Annotated in this window: 20 protein-coding genes and 1 tRNA gene; 13 read left to right on the plus strand and 8 right to left on the minus strand. The window is 64.4% G+C overall.

Going from position 1 to position 17653, the window contains the following annotated elements; all coding sequences use genetic code 11:
- Positions 1–2: 2 nt before the first annotated feature.
- From BST27_RS16700 to BST27_RS16710, 3 genes are all read left to right on the plus strand, one after another.
- On the plus strand, positions 3–260 hold the full coding sequence (locus BST27_RS16700; RefSeq protein ID WP_069418049.1) for a DUF7218 family protein: 258 nt from the start codon (positions 3–5) through the stop codon (positions 258–260).
- A 3-nt stretch (positions 261–263) separates the two neighbouring features.
- Positions 264–626 (plus strand): hypothetical protein, encoded by a 363-nt coding sequence (locus BST27_RS16705; RefSeq protein ID WP_069417987.1) that lies wholly within the window; start codon positions 264–266, stop codon positions 624–626.
- 186 nt (positions 627–812) lie between these two features.
- Complete coding sequence (locus tag BST27_RS16710) at positions 813–1091, plus strand: WGxxGxxG family protein (RefSeq protein WP_069417988.1); 279 nt, start codon at positions 813–815, stop codon at positions 1089–1091.
- A 75-nt stretch (positions 1092–1166) separates the two neighbouring features.
- Here the strand turns inward: BST27_RS16710 and BST27_RS16715 are convergent, their stop codons facing one another.
- The gene (locus tag BST27_RS16715; RefSeq protein WP_372515523.1) at positions 1167–1712 is read right to left on the minus strand and encodes a nucleotidyltransferase; all 546 of its coding nucleotides are present in this window, start codon (positions 1710–1712) and stop codon (positions 1167–1169) included.
- 116 nt (positions 1713–1828) lie between these two features.
- Between BST27_RS16715 and BST27_RS16720 the strand changes: the two genes are divergently transcribed.
- Genes BST27_RS16720 through BST27_RS16730 form a run of 3 tightly spaced genes read left to right on the plus strand, consistent with a single transcriptional unit; the run spans position 1829 to position 4293 of the window.
- Positions 1829–2566: a glycosyltransferase family 2 protein gene (locus BST27_RS16720; protein WP_069417990.1), complete on the plus strand. Its 738-nt coding sequence runs from the start codon at positions 1829–1831 to the stop codon at positions 2564–2566.
- Positions 2563–3513 (plus strand): acyl-CoA dehydrogenase family protein, encoded by a 951-nt coding sequence (locus tag BST27_RS16725; RefSeq protein WP_069417991.1) that lies wholly within the window; start codon positions 2563–2565, stop codon positions 3511–3513. Before BST27_RS16720 ends, BST27_RS16725 begins: the two co-directional genes overlap by 4 nt.
- A gap of 18 nt (positions 3514–3531) precedes the next feature.
- The gene (locus BST27_RS16730; RefSeq protein WP_069417992.1) at positions 3532–4293 is read left to right on the plus strand and encodes an endonuclease/exonuclease/phosphatase family protein; all 762 of its coding nucleotides are present in this window, start codon (positions 3532–3534) and stop codon (positions 4291–4293) included.
- A 19-nt stretch (positions 4294–4312) separates the two neighbouring features.
- On the opposite strand, the gene BST27_RS16735 is transcribed toward BST27_RS16730, so the two are convergent.
- Complete coding sequence (locus BST27_RS16735) at positions 4313–4852, minus strand: cysteine hydrolase family protein (protein WP_069417993.1); 540 nt, start codon at positions 4850–4852, stop codon at positions 4313–4315.
- Between the two features lie 207 nt (positions 4853–5059).
- Between BST27_RS16735 and BST27_RS16740 the strand changes: the two genes are divergently transcribed.
- The 4 genes from BST27_RS16740 to BST27_RS31405 all read left to right on the plus strand — a co-directional run bounded on the left by BST27_RS16740 (position 5060) and on the right by BST27_RS31405 (position 7615).
- On the plus strand, positions 5060–5353 hold the full coding sequence (locus tag BST27_RS16740; RefSeq protein WP_069417994.1) for a hypothetical protein: 294 nt from the start codon (positions 5060–5062) through the stop codon (positions 5351–5353).
- 154 nt (positions 5354–5507) lie between these two features.
- Complete coding sequence (locus BST27_RS16745) at positions 5508–5810, plus strand: DUF4193 domain-containing protein (protein ID WP_069418050.1); 303 nt, start codon at positions 5508–5510, stop codon at positions 5808–5810.
- Between the two features lie 162 nt (positions 5811–5972).
- Entirely contained in the window at positions 5973–7310 is a 1338-nt protein-coding gene (locus BST27_RS16750; protein WP_079219644.1) for a cytochrome P450, read from the plus strand.
- Between the two features lie 149 nt (positions 7311–7459).
- Positions 7460–7615, plus strand: a complete 156-nt coding sequence (locus BST27_RS31405) for a hypothetical protein (protein WP_139805195.1) — start codon at positions 7460–7462, stop codon at positions 7613–7615.
- On the opposite strand, the gene BST27_RS16755 is transcribed toward BST27_RS31405, so the two are convergent.
- Entirely contained in the window at positions 7612–9810 is a 2199-nt protein-coding gene (locus BST27_RS16755) for a molybdopterin-containing oxidoreductase family protein (RefSeq protein WP_069418052.1), read from the minus strand. The genes BST27_RS31405 and BST27_RS16755 overlap by 4 nt on opposite strands.
- 82 nt (positions 9811–9892) lie before the next feature.
- On the opposite strand from BST27_RS16755, the gene BST27_RS16760 reads away from it, so the two are divergent.
- Entirely contained in the window at positions 9893–10105 is a 213-nt protein-coding gene (locus BST27_RS16760; RefSeq protein WP_069417995.1) for a hypothetical protein, read from the plus strand.
- 31 nt (positions 10106–10136) lie between these two features.
- On the opposite strand, the gene BST27_RS16765 is transcribed toward BST27_RS16760, so the two are convergent.
- Positions 10137–10895 carry a hypothetical protein gene (locus BST27_RS16765; RefSeq protein WP_069417996.1) on the minus strand — a complete coding sequence of 253 codons (759 nt, stop codon included), beginning with the start codon at positions 10893–10895 and terminating at the stop codon, positions 10137–10139.
- Between the two features lie 20 nt (positions 10896–10915).
- On the opposite strand from BST27_RS16765, the gene BST27_RS16770 reads away from it, so the two are divergent.
- Complete coding sequence (locus tag BST27_RS16770; protein ID WP_232007194.1) at positions 10916–11689, plus strand: TetR/AcrR family transcriptional regulator; 774 nt, start codon at positions 10916–10918, stop codon at positions 11687–11689.
- A gap of 88 nt (positions 11690–11777) precedes the next feature.
- Here the strand turns inward: BST27_RS16770 and BST27_RS16775 are convergent.
- From BST27_RS16775 to ponA2, 4 genes are all read right to left on the minus strand, one after another.
- A tRNA-Pro gene (locus BST27_RS16775) sits at positions 11778–11854 on the minus strand.
- 60 nt (positions 11855–11914) lie between these two features.
- Positions 11915–13021, minus strand: coding sequence for an L-cysteine desulfhydrase Cds1 (gene cds1 / locus BST27_RS16780; protein ID WP_069417998.1), 1107 nt, complete (start codon positions 13019–13021; stop codon positions 11915–11917).
- On the minus strand, positions 13018–13977 hold the full coding sequence (locus BST27_RS16785; protein ID WP_069417999.1) for a metallophosphoesterase: 960 nt from the start codon (positions 13975–13977) through the stop codon (positions 13018–13020). The genes cds1 and BST27_RS16785 overlap by 4 nt, the downstream gene beginning before the upstream one ends.
- A 99-nt stretch (positions 13978–14076) precedes the next feature.
- Positions 14077–16503, minus strand: coding sequence for a transglycosylase/D,D-transpeptidase PonA2 (gene ponA2, locus BST27_RS16790; RefSeq protein ID WP_069418000.1), 2427 nt, complete (start codon positions 16501–16503; stop codon positions 14077–14079).
- Between the two features lie 359 nt (positions 16504–16862).
- Here ponA2 and BST27_RS16795 point away from each other — a divergent pair, with 359 nt between their 5' ends.
- Positions 16863–17216 (plus strand): WhiB family transcriptional regulator, encoded by a 354-nt coding sequence (locus tag BST27_RS16795; protein ID WP_069418001.1) that lies wholly within the window; start codon positions 16863–16865, stop codon positions 17214–17216.
- Positions 17217–17653 lie beyond the last annotated feature (437 nt).

A 17653-nucleotide genomic window follows, 5' to 3' on the forward strand; every position in this document is an offset into this window, starting at 1 on the left:
TCATGCCGAACTCGTCCATCAAGAACGAGAAGCTCTATGAAGACCTGCGCAAGAAGGGCGACTCGAAAGAGAAGGCGGCGCGCATATCCAACGCCGCAGCCGGCCAAGGGAAGTCGAAGGTCGCTCGCAAGGGCGGCAGGAGCGGGTCCTACAACGACTGGACGGTACCTGAGCTGAAGAAGCGGGCGAAAGAGCTTGGAATTTCCGGGTATTCGAGCCTGACCAAGGACAAGCTGGTCGCCAAACTCCGCAACCACTGAGCGATGACAGTCACCGCGTTCCAAGATCTGCCGCTGGCCGACCGTAATCGCAAGTGGGATGGCACGGCGGCGGAGAAGCGGGTGCGGCAGTGGGCTGCTGCCACTGAGGAACCCAACGCGAAATATCGTGACGCCCACGTGTGGTACGACAGCGACAAGAAAAACAACTTCACCGCTTACAAGTTGCTGATCGCCGACGTGATCGACGGCAAACTCCGAGTGGTGCCGCGAGCGGTGATGGCCGCCGGAGCGATCATGCAGGGGTCACGCGGCGGTATCGACCTGCCGGAGTCGGACATCGAACGGGTGAAGAGCCACTTGGCCAAGTACTACACCAAGATGGATGACACTCCGCCTTGGGAATAGTCCCCGAGAACAGATCGCTGGCTTGAAACGCGTTTCCGCGCCACGTATGTGGGTATTGCTAGGGCGCAACGATAGACCTGCGACAACAAATTGATGTCGCCAAAAGCGTTGCGGTTCTGAGGACTAGAGCACACTGGTTCTCGATAAGCGGCTCCCTTGCGGGCTGCCGAAACAAATGGAGGAAAAATGCGAAAGTCCGTTGCGGTCATGGCTGCCACAGGTGCGCTCGTGTTCGGCGGTGCCGGCGTTGCGAATGCCGCGCCCGAGTCCACGACGCCCACGTCGACGACGACCACGCTGGCTGTCGACGACAATGAAAACAGCGACAACACCGGACTGTGGGGACTTACTGGTCTGCTCGGTCTCTTGGGCCTCGCTGGCCTGAAGCGGCGTAACGACGCCGGCGCCAACGTGCGGCCCGGGGCAGGAACAGTGACCAACACCCCGCGGGGCGGCGCTGTCTAGACACTCCCCTACGGGCATGCCCCGTCCGAGTGGGGCGGACGGGGCATGCCCACCGGTCGCCTAGTTTCTTGAGGCCTAGTTCTTGAGGCCCAGTCGCCCGGCCAGCAGTAGGAATGCAGCGGCAAAGTGATTGTCGGCGGTTTCGGATTCGATCCGGTCCCAGTCGAGTTGTTCGCGAACCGCTCGGGCGCCGGGAAGCAACTTCGTAAAGTCGCAATGATGCTCGGTGAGTGCGCGTAATTTCTGAATGAACACCATCGTTGGCGGCAGCACCGGCATCGAAATCGCCAGCACCACACGCTCTTCGGCGCAATCCAAGAGTGTCGGCGTTACCGTCACTCCATTAACGCGGTACAGCACGTCGACGAGCATGTCGCCGGAATGTGCCTTGAAGAGCCAGTCCTCCGGAGGGTGCTCGATGCGGAATCCGGCCTTCTCGAGTGTCGCAGCCGCAGCTTGAGCGTCTGACTCGGCGACGACAATGTCGACGTCGTGGGTGGGTTCGGGAGCGCCATACGCCCACAGTGCGTAGCTACCCGCCAGCGCGAAGTGCGGCCCATGCTCCTTGAGTGCCGATGCGGCGGAGCGGAGCGCTTCCCGCAAATGCGTACAGTCGGCCACAGGCGTCTCATTCATCGTCGACTAGGCATACCCTGCGCATGCGGCTGCCAACCTGCCCGCCGCTGCTCGCATGAGGCACTCGTTTAATTGACGCTGAAATGGGAAATTAACGGTGCATGTTCGCCGCAACCCCGCACGCCTATGGCCAAGCAGCCGTAGTGATTCCCGCCCACCACGAAAAGGCTGATCTCCCTGCCTGTTTGCGTGCGGTGCTGACCGCCTGCCTGTGTGTTCCGACTCCGGTCACGGTGGTTGTAGTACTTGACGCGACCGAAGACGGCAGCACCCTTTTGGCTGGAGAATACGGGCCCGATGTGCACTTCGTCCGCGTGGAAGCGCGCGACGTCGGTGCTGCTCGCGCCGCAGGCTTCCGCTACGTGCGTTCGCTGCCGACATTCGGTGACGCCGACTGCTGGTATGCGACGACCGATGCCGACAGCAGGGTGGACCCGGACTGGCTGGTGCGGCAGCTGAAGAGCGACGCCGACATGTACCTGGGTCTGGTGCGCGTCACCGATAGGGGCCGCCACCGGTGGGAGGTTGTCGACCGCCTCGAGCGGGACTACGAGACGCGTAGCGACCGGGACCAAGACGCGGACCACGTGCAGGGGGCGAACATGGGATTCAGCTCCGCGGCGTACTGGAGATTAGGCGGTTTCCGGTCCCTGTCTTCGGGCGAAGACGTCGACCTCGTCGCGCGGTTCGAGGCCGCCGGTTACCGCGTCGACCGCGACACGAGGCCATCGGTCGTCACCTCGGCGCGGATCGACGCGCCGGCCCTTGACGGTTTCGCCGACCGCTTGCGGCAACTGGACAGCGTCGGCGCTGCGGGGCCGGTGGAGGATTGCGCATGACGGCAGGCGTGGTACAGCACTGGCTCGATTCCGGGAGACTGGAATTGCCGTTGCCGGCCTCGGGTCTGACCGCCGAACGCTGGCAGCGCCTGGTGCAACTGGCGCAGGAAGACATCTCTGCGGCACGCATAGCCGAATACCACGTAGACGCCGTCGCCATCCTGAATGAGTTGGGCGGCAAGCCTCCGGATGCCAGCCAGCTGTGGGGAGTGTGGGCAGCCGAAGATCCAGACACCGTGCTGACCGCATCCCGCGTCGTAGGCGACGCGTACACCCTCAACGGCGTCAAGGTGTGGTGTTCCGGTGCTGGATTTTGCACGCACGCGCTTGTCACCGCGAACATCGACGACAAGCGCGGCGAACGAGGGCTGTTCGCGGTCACCGTCACCGATCCCGGCATCAGGCCCTTGCCGACTACCTGGTGGAATCCGGGGATGGCGGGCAGCGACACCAGGTCGGTGCAGTTCACGAATGCGCACGCCGTCCTGGTCGGCGAACCCGGTGACTACGTGAATCGACCGGGATTTTGGCACGGCGCCATCGGGGTGGCGGCCTGTTGGCTCGGTGGTGCCAAACGCGTCGCCGACCCGCTCTATCGTTGCGCGAGTAGCGAGTCGGCCGACGCGTATGCGCTGGCGCACCTGGGCGCGGTGGACGCGGCGCTTGCCGCCGGTGAGGCGATGCTGGCCGTCGCCGCAAGCAAGATCGACGCGGATCCGTTCGACCGGACCGACACCGCGCAGCTCCTGGCCCGCCGTGTCCGCGCCGTGGTGGAACATGCGGTGGACGAAGCCATTACCCGCACCGGCCGTGCCCTGGGACCGGGACCGCTGACCGAGGACGGGCGGCACGCGCAGCGGGTTGCCGACCTCACCATCTACATTCGCCAAAGCCACGCCGAGCGCGATCTGGCCGAACTCGGCCGGCTGGTTGGCGAGCGCGGCTGAGGGGCGTGTAGCAGAGCCGTGCGGGTCGCCACCTTCAACATCCTGCATGGCCGCACCGTGGGTGACGGAGTGGACGTGCAACGGCTGCGGGATTGTGTAAAGGCGCTCGATCCCGACGTGCTCGGCTTGCAAGAGGTCGATGTCGAGCAGCCTCGGTCGGGGAAAGCGGACCTCACTGCGGCGGCGGCAGAAGCCATGGGAGCGGTGGAGCATCGCTTTGTTGCCGCGATCTCGGGCACCCCCGGTGCCACCTGGATGGCGGCTACCGGTCTTGAACAGCCGGGTACCGCGGCCTACGGAATCGCACTGCTGTCGCGGTATCCGGCGTCGAGTTGGCAGGTGGTGCGGCTGCCTCGCATCCGCATGCGATTCCCCATGTATCTTCCTGGGCCCAACAAGGTGATGATGGTCGACGAGGAGCCCCGGGCGGCCGTCATCGGGCGTTTCGAGACCCCGTTGGGGCCGCTCACCGTGGCCAACACCCACCTGTCTTTCGTGCCCGGCTGGAACCGCCGGCAACTGCGTAGCTTGGTTCGGGACGTGCGCGGCCTGCCCGGCCCCAGGCTGTTGATCGGCGATTTCAACCTGACTCCGCCGGCGGCGCAGCGCTGGTCGGGCATGCGGCCGCTGGCTTTTGCGGCCACGTTCCCGGCGCCGGCGCCGGACCGCCAGCTGGACCACATACTGACCGATGATCCAACGCTGCGCGCCGGGGGAACGGTCGCTGACTTGATGCCGATCTCCGATCACCGACCGCTGGTGGTCGAATTGCACCGCTGATTGCCGCGGGGGTGCGGCGTTAGTCCAGGCAGCGGGCGGCGGGCAGCAGTTGGCCACCCATGTTGCTCTCCATCATCTTGAGGGCAGCCGCGCCCAGGTCCTCATCGATGTGTGCGACCGCGTCGGGCGGAACGATCACGTCGAAGTGCCGGATGTAGCCGTCGAGCGCGGTGTAAAGAATGCACTGCTCGGTGACCTGGCCCGTCAGCACGATGCGCTTGGTCTTCAGGCGGTCCAGCAGGTAGTCCAGTGCGGTGGAATAGAACGCGCTGTGGCGGACCTTGGTGAGAATCCGACAATCGGGCGGCGGCTTCAACGGCTTGACCAAGTCGGGGCGCTCGCCGTTCAACGCCGCGCTGAAGATGGCGTTGTGGTCGGCGGTGAAGTCGCCGTGGTTGTCGTTGACGTAGATCAGGTCGACATCGTCCCGGCGGTGGGCCTCCTGAACCAGCTCGACCAGCGGGTCGATGATCTTTTCGACGTTGGTTGTCAGCTGTTCGGCATCTTCATGGCTGTAGTCGTTGAACATGTCGATGACCAGTACGGCGGTATCACTCACAGCGCAGTAATACCCACTCCTTAGCTTCTAACCAGCCTTCATCTCTAACGTCGCCAGCACACGATGGCAACGTTTATGCCTAGTAGCTATCGGGTAGACCTCGTCTTGCTGGAAGTACGGGGCCACAGCAACTCAATAATTAAGCAATAGTATCTATAGGCTACAGTGGCCTGAAGGCATGTTTTTGCCTGTCCTTGGGAGTTGAGCATGAACTACACCGCAACCAGCAACGAGCGGAGCACGCAGTTCACGGCTGCCGACGACAACGGAGTGCGCCTGCCCGGCGTGATTTTCGCTCTGACCTGGGCAATTTGTCTTATTGCGGGCATCATTGCGCTGGCCACCGGACACGGCGCCGTCGCGGCAGTGACCCTTTGCCTGGCCGTCCTATCGCCCTGGGTGGGCCTGGCATGGGTGTCGCGCAGCCGATCCGGGAGTGGGCAGTTCGAGCCTGCAGACTTGCCGAGCGGACGCCGCGAACTGTACCTCGCCGGCCACTGACTTTCGCGCCTAGCAAAGTAATCCTGACCTGCAGCGCGTCGTCTATTTGCGGACCAAAAATTTTCGTGTAGACGCGTGTGGCCGGTGATCTAAAAGGGTACTGACTGAGCCACGGGTGATGAGCGACCCGATGACTCAGCAGGAAGGATCGGCCATGTCCACCACAGCAGATTACGACGCACGCCGCGTGACCGAGATCGACGCGGGGGACCGCTCGCCCCTCGGCGAGATTGTGCCCTCATTGCCGAAGTTGTCCACGGTCGTCGTCGACGAAGATCCCAACGACGTCCCCTTCTTCGAGCTGCCTGGTGCAGACCTGTCCGGCGAAGAGCTGACGGTGGCGGTGGTTCCTAAGCGGGCCGACGAGTTCATGTGCTCGTGCTGCTTCTTGGTGCAGCACCGTAGCCGGCTGCGCAGCACCAGCGGTGGGCGCCAAATCTGCGCCGACTGTGTCTAACCTGAAAACGTTCTAACCCACCGCGGCGGCGCGGGACGTGTGCCCGCTACGCCGTCGGCTGCGTGCGACAGATCGGGATTCCTGCTGACCGAATGGCGCACACAAGCTACTAACGCTGTTAGTACGCTTAGCCGTGATCTTGCCGCGGTCGCGGGAGGCTGCATGGGAGGACTCAGCCATCTGACCAGTCCGCCAGGCCTACCCGCGCCCCGCCGTTTCCATGCCGCGTACGCGGCGGCGTATGCGGTCGCCTACCTGGTCGGTGGCGAACGTCGGATGCTGCGGTTGATCCGCCGATACGGGCCGATCATGACGATGCCGATCCTCAGCCTGGGCGACGTGGCAATCGTCTCTGACCCGGCCCTAGCCAAAGAGGTCTTTGCGGCCCCGCCCGACATTCTGCTCGGCGGAGCCGGGGTGGGACCGGCGGCGGCGATCTATGGATCGGGGTCGATGTTCGTCCAGGAAGAGCCTGAGCATCTACGGCGGCGCAAGCTGCTCACACCGCCGCTACACGGCGGTGCCTTGCGCAGTTATGTGCCGATCATCGAAGAGTCCACCCGCGCCGCAATGCGCGACTGGCCCGTCGACCGCCCCTTCGCAATGTTGGCGGCGGCGCGCTCACTGATGCTGGACGTCATCGTCAAGATCATCTTCGGTGTCGACGATCCCGATGAGGTGCGACGGTTGGGCCGTCCCTTCGAACGACTGCTGAACCTCGGTGTGTCCGAACAACTGACGGTTCGTTATGCATTGCGGCGGCTCGGCACGTTGCGGGTGTGGCCGTCGCGGGCACGGGCCTGGCGTGACATCGACGACGTCGTCATGCCACTGATAGCCCAACGGCGGAACGACGCCCGCCTGGCGGAGCAACACGACATTCTGGCGCTGCTCATCCGCGCTCGCGGCGAGAACGGAGAGAGCCTGTCGGACAACGAGATTCGGGATGACCTGATCACGCTGATGTTGGCCGGCCACGAGACCACGGCGACCACCCTGGCTTGGGCGTTCGACCTCTTACTCCATCATCCCGACGCGCTGCGGCGGGTCCGGGAGGAAGCATGCGGTGGTGGGGAAGCCTTCACGACCGCGGTGATCAACGAGACGCTGCGGGTCCGTCCGCCGGCTCCCTTCACCGCCCGTGTCGCCGCACAGCCCTACGTGCTTGGCGGCTATCGCATCGAGGCCGGCACCCGCATCGTCATCCATATCATCGCGATCAATCGCAGTGCCGACACCTACCACCAGCCGCACGAGTTTCGTCCGGACCGATTCGTCGACGCGCCACCCCAGACGTTCGCATGGGTTCCGTTCGGCGGCGGAATCAAACGGTGTCTGGGCGCCGCCTTTTCGATGCGGGAGTTGATCACCGTCTTGCATGTGCTGCTGCGTGAGGGCGAATTTGAGGCTGCCGGGGGGGATCCCGAACGGATTGTGCGGCGCTCCATCATGCTCGCCCCCCGACACGGCACTTTGGTGAGATACCGCCCCGCTCGGTAACTGAGCCGGTTCTCGCGGGTTTCGCGAGATCTTTCAGGGCTTGTCTGGGTACCCGTAATCTAAGGGCCGCGTTGCGATTGGGCGTTCCGCAAGTCGGGTACCCCTGGTGAACCAATCAATTGGACACCGTTCAGCAAAGGGGAGTCGCCATGATCATTTTGGGAATCATCCTGTTTATCGTCGGCTTGGTCACCAAGCTCGCCATTCTGGAGACGATCGGCGGCATCCTGGTCGTCATCGGCGTGGTCTTATGGATTCTCGGTGCGGTCGGCCGCCCCGTCGGTGGTCGAAAAGTCTGGTTCTAGCTGACCGGAACTACCGGCTCGCGGATGGGGTCCACTCGGACCGGAACGCCGGTGAGCCAAGCCATTCCGGACAGTTCGACATCTTCCGGCGCGCTCGACGTCAACTGATTGACGTTCGAGCCGCCGGCCCGGTTGGCCAGGCTCCAAGTTCCGGTGCCCTTGTGGCCCCATCCGTGTGGCACCGCTATCACCCCGGGCAGCAGGTCTTTCGTCGTGGAGACAGTGATTTGGATCTGACCGTACGGTGACGAGAGTTGCACCAGACTGCCGTCTGTCAGCGACAGGGCCGCCGCATCGTCGACATGGATCAGCGCGCGATGTGCCCGCTCTCCGCGCATGAGTAACGGCGCGTTATGCATCCATGAGTTTTCCGAACGGGTTTCCCGCATGCCGATCATTCGCAGTGGATAGCCTTCAGGATCCTTGCGGGCCAGCAGCTTGTCGACCTCGTCGGCGATCTCGGGATGAATCAGCTTGACCCGTCGGGACAGATAGGCAACCGCCGTGCGTAACACACCCGTTCGGATGTGTGGCGCCACGACCACACCATGTGGGTGATCCTCGGTCAGTCGCCGCAGCGACAAACCGTTGCGGCGCACGCCGAACAGGTCTCCGCCCTGTGACGTCCGGATGAGGACGTCGATCATCTGGCGCGGAGACAGCGTTACCCCAAAGACGCTCAACGCTTTTCGTGCGACAGCTAGTGCCCCGAAGGTCGGCGCCTGACGTGCCAATCTCTTGGTCAGGTCGTCGACGATGTCCCATTCGGATCGCGCTTCTCCTCGGGGGGCGACGACGGCTTTGGTGGCCTGACGAAACGGCGTGGCCTGGAATTGCTGGAAGGTGAACGGGAAATCGTCACGTTCATACATCGTCGTGGTCGGCAGGATGTAGTCGCAGCGGGACGTGGTTTCGGTGACGTAGAAGTCGAGAGCCACCGAAAGTTCGAGCTTTGTGAAGGCTGCCTCGAGTTCGTCGCCGTTGGGCACCGACAAGACGGGGTTGCCGGCCGACACGAACATGGCTCTGATCTGCCGGTCGCCGGGCGTGGTGATTTCTTTGGCGATGAAGGCGGCGGGTTCGGACAAGATGGCATTCGGCGTGCCGCCGATGCGCGAACGGTTCCGTCGGGTGTCGTGACGGAGTCCCGCACCCATCAAGGTGTTCACCCACCGCGCGCCCACCGTCTCCATCGACCCGAACACCGAGCCTCCGGGCGTGTCGAGGTTCCCAGCGGCCAGGTTGACGCAGTCGATCAGGTACGCCGTGAGGGTGCCGCTTCGGCCGACGCAGGTGCCCAGCCGTCCGTAGACCGCCGCCCGCTCGGTACGCACCAGGTCGTGCGCGAGCGAGCGCACGGTCTCCGGTTCGATACCGGTGTGCGGTGCCGTCATCTCCGGTGTGAACGGCTTGCAGAGCGTCTGCACCCACTCGATCCCGTCGGCCTGTTGGCGCACTCGCGGCAGGTCGACAAGGTCGTCGGCGAACATCACCTGCAGCAGGGACAGCAGCAGATAGGAGTCGGTGTCGGGGACGATGCCCAGCCACTCGAAAGCCGTGGCGGTCTCGGTGCGGCGCGGATCGATGACGACGACCCGCCCGCCGCGCTTGACGATGTCGTGCATGCGGTCTTTGATGCGGGGCGCCGTCAAGAAACTGCCATGCGAGACAACGGGATTGGCGCCCATAACGACGAAGAGGTCGGTCCGCATCAGGTCGGGAATCGGCGTCGATGTCGGTACCCCGTAAAGCATTTGGCTCGCGATCAACCTGCTGTTGGTGTCCTGAGACGAGGCGGTGAAGTAGTGGCTGTGGCGTCCCAGGCCCTTGATGAACATCAGTGCCGCAAACGTGTGGGCGTAGCTGAATGCCGCCGGGTTGCCCATGTACCAGCCCACCGCACCCGAGCCGTGGGCCTTCAAAATCCGGCCGAGTCGAGCGGCGATATCGGACAACGCCGCATCCCACGTGACCGGTTCGAACCCGGTCGACGTGCGTCGCAGCGGCGTGGTGACGCGGTCCGGGTCGTTCTGGACTTCGGTGAAGGCGATGCCCTTCTGGCAGGCGAAGCCGGCGGAGAGCGGATGCTCCTTGTCTGGACGAAGGCTGACGAGTTTGCCGTCCTCGACGGTCGCGATCATTCCGCACAGTGGTTCGCAGATCCGGCAGAACGTGGTCCTGTGCTCGGGTGCCATCACCAACACGTTACGGTAAGGACGACAGTTTGACGTCTCGATTGTCTGCTAGGCGACGTTCGGCGCCCGCTATGGTTGTGACATGCCGGATTCAGCGCGCGATCGCGCGGACGCGGGTGATCGGGCGGCTGAACTGAACGAACAGATCGCTGAAGGCCATGAGTGGGCCGAGAAGGCGAAGCCCGGTCGTGGCGGCGAGCAACACAGCGACGCGGCCACGGAACACCGGCGCACGGCGGGAGAGGGTCGGTCCAAGGCCGAAGCCGCCCGGGAGGAAGAGCGCGGATCGTCCTAGGGCCGCGTTGGCGGGGTTCGGTTCCTCGACCTCAGAACTTCACCGCGAGATCTTGGCGCGCCAGTCTGCTGACCCCCCAGAAGTACGTGACAAAAGGCATGGTGCACCACAACAGGTTGAGCACGACGAACTTGATCCACATTTCGACGGGGCTGGTCATGCTCTGCAGGTTGTTGGCGATCTCTACCCCGAAGTAGACCGCTGGCAGCGTGACCTCCACGATCATCCCGCCCATGATGAAGGAGAGTTGCGTGTTCGTGAAACGCTTGCCGTTGCGGAAGAACTGGACCATCGCGTACGCCTCGAATAGCCCGACGAACAGGGCGATCCATTCAAGGACGACGATGAGCGGATCGCCGTTGAGGTAGCGGGCGTCGCCGCCGAGCAGGATGGGCGCCCACATGTACGTCCAGAGCGCGCCACGCTGGACGCCAGCCTTGATCTGGTCGAAAAGCAGAAGCCACGGTAATTCCCAGATGAACCGTGGGATCAGGGCGATGAAAACCCAGACGATCACCATCGCGCTGAGTCGCTCGGCTTTGGTGCGGTCACGCTGACCGGGGAGCGGTAACCACGGCAGCGCGAGTGCGGTCAAGAAACAGCCAACGACGAGAACGACGAGCGTGGTGGTGGCGACCGTGTGGGATACCCCGGCATGAAACTCGAGGTACCAGAACACAACTTGGATGACGAAAAAGAACGCCAGGACACCGAACAGTGATTTCTGCAGTGACGAGAGGCCGGGCTTGGCCGCTGCTGCCTGTTTGTCGGCGTTGATCGTCTCAGTCATGAGTACGGCCTGCGAGGGGGATGACTGACGGCACGCGCAAAAGCATGGCACATGCCATGTTTTTACAGCAAGGTTGGCACTGCGTTTTCCCGCAGGTGAACGCCTACGACCCTGACGAACAGGAAACTTTCCAAAGTGTCTTAAGCTCATTTTTTGATGAAGCAATGCGGTGCGCAGAGCGGACTACCGGGGTGACTGCCGGCAGACGCACCAGTCCGCGTCGGCCGGTCGCTGGTCGACAGCAGCGAGGGGACCGGACCCGAGAACTGCTGATAGAAGAGACGGTTCGCTGCATCCGTGAGGAGGGCTATTCGGCGGCCAGTGCACGGCACATCATCGAACGCGCAGGCGTGAGTTGGGGTGTCATTCAGCATCACTTTGGCGATCGGGATGGTCTGCTCACCGCGGTGATAGACGACGCAGTCGACCGTCTGGTCGCATCGCTCGAGATGCTGGCCGATCCTGAGCGGCCGATCGGTACCGAGGAGTTGGTGAGCGCGACCTGGGAAGCATTCGCCAATCCGAAGGCGATGGCGGGATTGGAGATTCTCATCGCCACCAAGGAATTGCGCAGCGCCCTTGGCGGAGAACACCTGAAGCGGCTCGGCGCGGCCCTCGCAGCATTGATCGCTCGGATGCATACCGGGACCAGCAGTGAGCATGCCGTCGCGTTGGGCATGCTGCTCTGGACAACGCCAGTAGCAATGATGCTGGCTGAAATGTTCGCCACGCCTCCGCTGACCGTCGACGATGCTCAGCAGGCAGTAGCCAAGCTGATCGACGAATTCCGCTGAGCCGTCGGCTTCGGTGCGGCGTGGATCCGGCGAGTCCGCCAAGATCCGCAGCGCCGACCGTGTCGCTGCTGGCCGGACCATTGTTGTCTGGTCGGGGTGGCGGGATTTGAACCCACGGCCTCTTCGTCCCGAACGAAGCGCGCTACCAAGCTGCGCCACACCCCGATTAAGCCACGACAGCCTATCGCACGGGTGGACCACTGTCCCAAACCGCAGGTAGGACGGTTATGTCCAGCGGCAGTTGCGCTCGAATTCGACGAGCGCCTGCGCGGGACCGCTGGGATCCAGCCCCTGCGCGGCGACCCACTCGTCGTTGAAGTAGGTGTCGGCGTACCGGTCACCACTGTCGGCCAGCAGGGTGACCACCGATCCGCTACGACCTTGCGCGACCATCTCGGCCAGCAGACCGAAGGCTCCCCACACGTTGGTGCCGGTCGACGGTCCTACGCGGCGCCCCAGGACCGCGCTGACGTGGCGGGCGGCCGCGATCGAGGCGGCGTCGGGAACCGCCACCATACGATCGACCACCTCGGGCAGAAACGACGGCTCGACCCGCGGGCGGCCGATGCCTTCGATTCGCGATGAGGCGCCGGTGACGAGGTCGTAGCGCCGTTCGGCGTAGGCGGGGAAGAACGCGGAATTCTCCGGGTCGACCACGCACAGCCGCGTGGCGTGGCGCCGGTATCGGATGTACCGGCCGATGGTGGCACTCGTTCCGCCCGTGCCGGCGCCCACCACGATCCATTCCGGGATGGGGTGGCGCTCCTCCGCCATCTGCGCGTAGATGGACTCCGCGATGTTGTTGTTGCCACGCCAGTCGGTAGCGCGTTCGGCATTGGTGAACTGGTCGAGGTAGTAACCGTTGGTCTCGTCGGCCACCCGCCTGGCTTCGGCATAGACCTGACTCGACTTCTCGACGAAATGGCAACGGCCGCCTTGCGCTTCAATCAACGCCACCTTGGCGGCGCTGGTTGAGGCGGGCACTACGGCGACGAATGGCAGGCCCAGCAGGGAGGCGAAGTACGCCTCGGATATCGCCGTCGAACCCGACGATGCCTCGACCACCGTGGTGCCCTCGTCGATCCACCCGTTGCACAGCGCATACAGGAACAGCGAGCGCGCGAGGCGGTGTTTGAGGCTGCCGGTGATGTGCGTCGACTCGTCTTTGAGGTACAGCTCGACGTTCACGTCGGCGGCCCAGGCCGACGGCAGGGGATAGCGCAACAGGTGGGTGTCGGCGCTGCGACGGGCGTCGGCTTCGATCAGCCGGACAGCGTTGTCCGTCCAGTTCCGGGACCGATTGCGGACCGCGATGCGGGTCCGGTCGCTCAACGCACCAGCGACGCGGTTGGCTGTCGGCCCAGATCGCTGGTGGAATCCCGGCCGCCCTTGGGGGTGGCGATCAGGGTCAGCAAGGTCGCCTCGGGACGGCAGCAGAAGCGCACCGGCGCGAACGGCGACGTGCCCAGTCCCGCCGACACGTACAGCCGCATGTTTTCGCCCCACTGGGACGGACCCTTGGCCCGGGATCGGTCCAGGCCGCAATTGGTCACGATCGCTCCGTAGAACGGCAGGCACAGTTGTCCGCCGTGGGTGTGGCCGGCCATCACCAACTGATAGCCGTCGGCGGCGAAGCGGTCCAGCACCCGGGGTTCGGGCGAATGGGTCAGGCCCAGCCGCAGGTTCGCAGCCGGGCTGGCCGGGCCGGCGATCGTGTCGTAGCGGTCCCGGTCGATGTGGGGGTCGTCGACGCCCGCGGCGGCGATGTGCAACCCGGCCACCTCGAACTCGCGGCGGGTATGGGTCAGGTCCAGCCAGCCGCGTTCAGTGAACGCCGCCCGCAGGTCCTGCCACGGCAACGGTTCACCGCGGACGCGATGATCCGGGTTGGTTAGGTAGTTCGCCGGGTTCTTCAGCCGGGGCCCGAAGTAGTCGTTGCTGCCGAAGACGAACACGCCGGGCCGGTGCAGCAGGTCGCCCAACGCTTGGACCACAGCTGGCACCGCCTTGGGGTGGGCCAGGTTGTCCCCGGTGTTGACCACCAGATCGGGCTCCCAGCTGGCCAGTTCGCGCACCCAGGCCTGCTTGCGGCGCTGGTTGGGCAGCATGTGCAGATCGCTGATATGCAGCACCCGCAGCGGAGTCGAACCCGGGCTCAAGACCGGGATGGTTACCTCGCGCAGGACGAACGCGTTGCGCTCAACGAGCGAGGCGTAGCCGATGCCGGCGACGGCCGAGGTGACCGCAACGGCGCCGGTGCGTAACAGGGCAGGCAGGACAGCAACCATGCAGGCAGCCTACTGCCGGTAGGCGTCTGACGTCGTGTCTCTTACCTCACTGAGCCCGTTTTGCGGCCCGATTTGCAGCCCTTTGGGCCTCGATACGGGTTACGGCGGAGGCGGCGCCGGGGGTGGTGGCGGCGCCAACAGCGGGATGGTGATCGGGGGCAGGCCAGGTATCTCGACGACCTGCGACCCGATGACCTCCGGGGCACCCTCCGGCGGCGGAGGTGGTGGTGGCGGGATTCCGTTGCTGATCTGAATGGTGATGATCGAACCCGGGATCGTCTGACCGCTGGGCGACGTTCCGACGACCTCGCCGTACTTGGCCGAACTGTTGACGGCGTTGGTCTGGTCGGCAACCTGGAAGCCGGCGTCCTTCAGGCGCTGACGGGCTTGATCGACGTCCAGGCCGACCACGCTGGGCACCCGTGACCCCGGTGAGCCGTCCACGTAGCGCGGATCGGTCGGAGGCAGGTGAATCTCGCCGAACATGGTGGCTATCGGCTTCATCGCCGTGAACCAGGTACGTGCCGGCTCGTTGCCGCCGTACAGGTCGCCCGAGCCGCAGTGGCGCAGCGGCCCAGAACACAGATCGGTTGGTGACGGGGAGTCGTCGTAGATGTAGTTCGCGGCCGCGTAGTGGTTGGTGAAGCCGACGAAGCCGGAGGAGCGGTGCGCCTCGGTGGTGCCCGTCTTGCCGGACATCGGAAGGTCCCAGCCCGCCGCGGCGGCCGATCCGGCAGCCGTGCCGCTGCCCGTTGAGTCCTTGCTCATGGCATTGGCCAGGGTGTTGGCCAGGCCCTCGGGGACCACCTGTTCACAGGTTTCGGTCGTGACCGAGACTTCGTTGCCGTTGCGGTCGATCAGCTTGTCGATCGGGCTCGGCGGGCACCACATACCGCCGGACGCCAAAGTGGCGGCGACGTTGGACAGTTCCAGCGCATTGACCTCGATGGGGCCCAGCGTGAATGAGCCGATGTTCTGTCGCTTGACAAAGTCGGCCAGGCTTTCGTTGCTGTCGGGGTTGTAGTCGCGGGCGGTGCCCGGGTTGGCGTAGGACCTCAGCCCCAGCTTGATGGCCATGTCGACCGCGCGGGATACCCCAACCTGCGAGATCAGCTTGGCGAATGCGGTGTTGGGCGAGGTGGCCAGCGCATCGGTGACGTTCATCGAGCCGCGGTAGTTGCCTGCGTTGACCACACACCAGGTGTCCTTCGGGCATCCCTTGGCGCCGCCGCTACCCAGGCCCTTGCCCTGGAACCGGGGCGGCACGTCGAGGTTTGCGTTGATACCCATGCCCATTTCCATGGCCGCGGCCGTGGTGAAGATCTTGAAGATGGAGCCGGCGCCGTCACCAACCAGGGAGAACGGCTGCGGTCGCATCGTTTCGCCGGCTTCGGTGTCGAGGCCGTACTTACGGTTGCTGGCCATCGCCAGCACCTTGTGCGAGTCCTTGCCCGGCTGGATCACGCTCATGACGCTGGAAATGCCGGCGAGGGTCGGACTGGCGAACTTGTCGATGGCCGCCTTGACCGGGACCTGGACGTCCGGGTCGAGCGTGGTGCGGATCAGGTAGCCGCCCCTGGCAACCTGCTCCTTACTGATACCCGCGCGCGAGAGGTACTCCTGGACGTAGTCGCAGAAGAACGCACGGTCACCGGCCGCGATGCAGCCTCGGGGAAGCTCGTTGGGCTGCGGCAGGATGCCCAGCGGTTGGGCCTTGGCGGCGCGCAGCGCGTCGGCTTCTTGCGGCAGGTTCTCGATCATGGTGTCGAGCACCAGGTTGCGCCGGGCCAGCGCGCCTTCGGGGTTGGTGTAGGGGTTGAGTGCGCTGGTCGACTGCACCATGCCCGCCAGTAGCGCCGCCTGCTGCCAGTTCAGGTCGCTGGCATTGATGCCGAAGTAGGTCTGGGCCGCGTCCTGTATGCCGAACGAACCGTTCCCGAACGAGACCAGGTTGAGGTAGCGCGTCAGGATCTCGGGCTTGGTGAAGGTCTTGTCCAGGGTCAGCGCCATGCGGATTTCACGCAGCTTGCGGGCCGGGGTGGTTTCGACGGCGGCGCGTTTCTCGGCGTCGGTCTGGGCCGTTACCAGCAGTTGGTAGTTCTTCACATACTGCTGCTCGATCGTCGAACCACCGCGGGTGTCCAGGTCGCCGGAGGCGTACCCCGCCAGGCCGGTCAGGGTGCCTTTCCAGTCCACACCGTTGTGATCGGCGAACCGCTTGTCCTCGATAGAGACGATCGCCAGCTTCATGGTGTTGGCGATCTTGTCGGAGGGCACCTCGAAGCGGCGCTGCGAGTACAGCCAGGCGATGACGTTGCCCTTGGCGTCGACCATCGTCGATACCGCCGGGACCTGCCCCTCGAGAAGCTGGGCCGAGCCATTGGCGACGACTTCGGACGCTCGGTTGGACATCAATCCGAGCCCGCCGGCGAAGGGGAACATGAGCGCCGCGGCGACGATGGCCGCAAGCAGACAACACCCTGCCAGCTTGGCCAGGGTGAGTGCGACCGGGGGGCGCTCGGACATGCGTACTACAGTAGCGACCCTTTGTCACGGCTCCGCGCCGTCCGGCGGAAAAAAATTTCTGTAGCACGTGTTGATCTAGTGCGCTACTCGCCTGACAGGGCAATTTGCACCTGCGTTACAGGTCAGGGCCACATTTTGGACGGACGCGCCGTGTTTGCACCGGCCGAGCGTCTCAAGCCTGGACGAGCGTCCCAGAAAATTCGTTATCGGACTGTTGCGCAATTGCCAGCCGACACCTAACTTAGATACGCAGTGAGATTCAGGTAACACCGGTGTGTGCATTGTGGCCTAGATCGCCGCATCGGCTGGTACCCAGAGGAGGCGGCCACGGACTGTGGCCGGGAGGAAGGGATCAGCTCGTGTCAGGAGATCGTCCGGCTAGCCGACGGACCCACCTCACGTCGGTAGGCCGTATCCCGGTACGTAAGAGTGATGCCGACGAGCGACTCGGCTGGGTTTCGCAAGCGCTGTGCCGGGCGACTGACCCCGACGAACTCTTTGTCCGCGGCGCCGCCCAGCGCAAGGCCGCCGTGATCTGCCGGCACTGCCCGGTTATGCAGGAATGCGCCGCGGATGCCTTGGACAACAAGGTCGAGTTCGGCGTCTGGGGCGGTATGACTGAGCGCCAGCGCAGGGCACTGCTGAAGCAGCATCCCGACGTCGCGTCCTGGTCGGAATTCTTCGAAAAGCGCAAGCGTCGCGGGATCAGCTAGCGGTCACTTCAGAGACTGTAAGGCCGGCCTTCGGGTCGGCCTTCGTCATTACTTTTCCGTTACAAGTGGGGGCTCGGTTGCTCCCCGGTTGGCCGGCGCAACGCTAATTGCCTTGTGCGCAATAGGAACTGGCGAATGGGCGGTTGGCGGTAGGCGGGTTCGTGACCGCCGGGGTTGCATTTAGCGTCGCCACACCTGTCACACTGGTCACCCCGCCGGACCACATGCGCGTCTGCCCGGCTTGTAGCGACAAGCTCGGTTGGGAAGGCAGCTGTCGCTACGAGCCGGGCACGACGGGTCTCTCCCGGCGGGGTGACGCATGTGGCGGATGTGATTGGGACGGCAGGGCGAGCGGCCTCGTCAGCCCCTCGCTGCGCGAGCTGCCTCGTCACCGACGCGGCCGATGGGTCGGTTCCTCAGCCCCTCGCTGCGCGAGC

Origin of the sequence: Mycobacterium intermedium (assembly GCF_002086275.1) — a bacterium.
In the GTDB taxonomy this organism is placed as follows: Bacteria; Actinomycetota; Actinomycetes; order Mycobacteriales; family Mycobacteriaceae; genus Mycobacterium; species Mycobacterium intermedium.

Coding starts and splice junctions, on each gene's coding strand:
- BST27_RS16700 (WP_069418049.1), top strand. CDS start 3: ATGCCGAACTCGTCCATCAAGAACGAGAAGCTCTATGAAGACCTGCGC.
- BST27_RS16705 (WP_069417987.1), top strand. CDS start 264: ATGACAGTCACCGCGTTCCAAGATCTGCCGCTGGCCGACCGTAATCGC.
- BST27_RS16710 (WP_069417988.1), top strand. CDS start 813: ATGCGAAAGTCCGTTGCGGTCATGGCTGCCACAGGTGCGCTCGTGTTC.
- BST27_RS16720 (WP_069417990.1), top strand. CDS start 1,829: ATGTTCGCCGCAACCCCGCACGCCTATGGCCAAGCAGCCGTAGTGATT.
- BST27_RS16725 (WP_069417991.1), top strand. CDS start 2,563: ATGACGGCAGGCGTGGTACAGCACTGGCTCGATTCCGGGAGACTGGAA.
- BST27_RS16740 (WP_069417994.1), top strand. CDS start 5,060: ATGAACTACACCGCAACCAGCAACGAGCGGAGCACGCAGTTCACGGCT.
- BST27_RS16745 (WP_069418050.1), top strand. CDS start 5,508: ATGTCCACCACAGCAGATTACGACGCACGCCGCGTGACCGAGATCGAC.
- BST27_RS16750 (WP_079219644.1), top strand. CDS start 5,973: ATGGGAGGACTCAGCCATCTGACCAGTCCGCCAGGCCTACCCGCGCCC.
- BST27_RS31405 (WP_139805195.1), top strand. CDS start 7,460: ATGATCATTTTGGGAATCATCCTGTTTATCGTCGGCTTGGTCACCAAG.
- BST27_RS16755 (WP_069418052.1), bottom strand. CDS start 9,810: ATGGCACCCGAGCACAGGACCACGTTCTGCCGGATCTGCGAACCACTG.
- BST27_RS16760 (WP_069417995.1), top strand. CDS start 9,893: ATGCCGGATTCAGCGCGCGATCGCGCGGACGCGGGTGATCGGGCGGCT.
- BST27_RS16765 (WP_069417996.1), bottom strand. CDS start 10,895: ATGACTGAGACGATCAACGCCGACAAACAGGCAGCAGCGGCCAAGCCC.
- BST27_RS16770 (WP_232007194.1), top strand. CDS start 10,916: ATGACTGACGGCACGCGCAAAAGCATGGCACATGCCATGTTTTTACAG.
- BST27_RS16785 (WP_069417999.1), bottom strand. CDS start 13,977: ATGGTTGCTGTCCTGCCTGCCCTGTTACGCACCGGCGCCGTTGCGGTC.
- ponA2 (WP_069418000.1), bottom strand. CDS start 16,503: ATGTCCGAGCGCCCCCCGGTCGCACTCACCCTGGCCAAGCTGGCAGGG.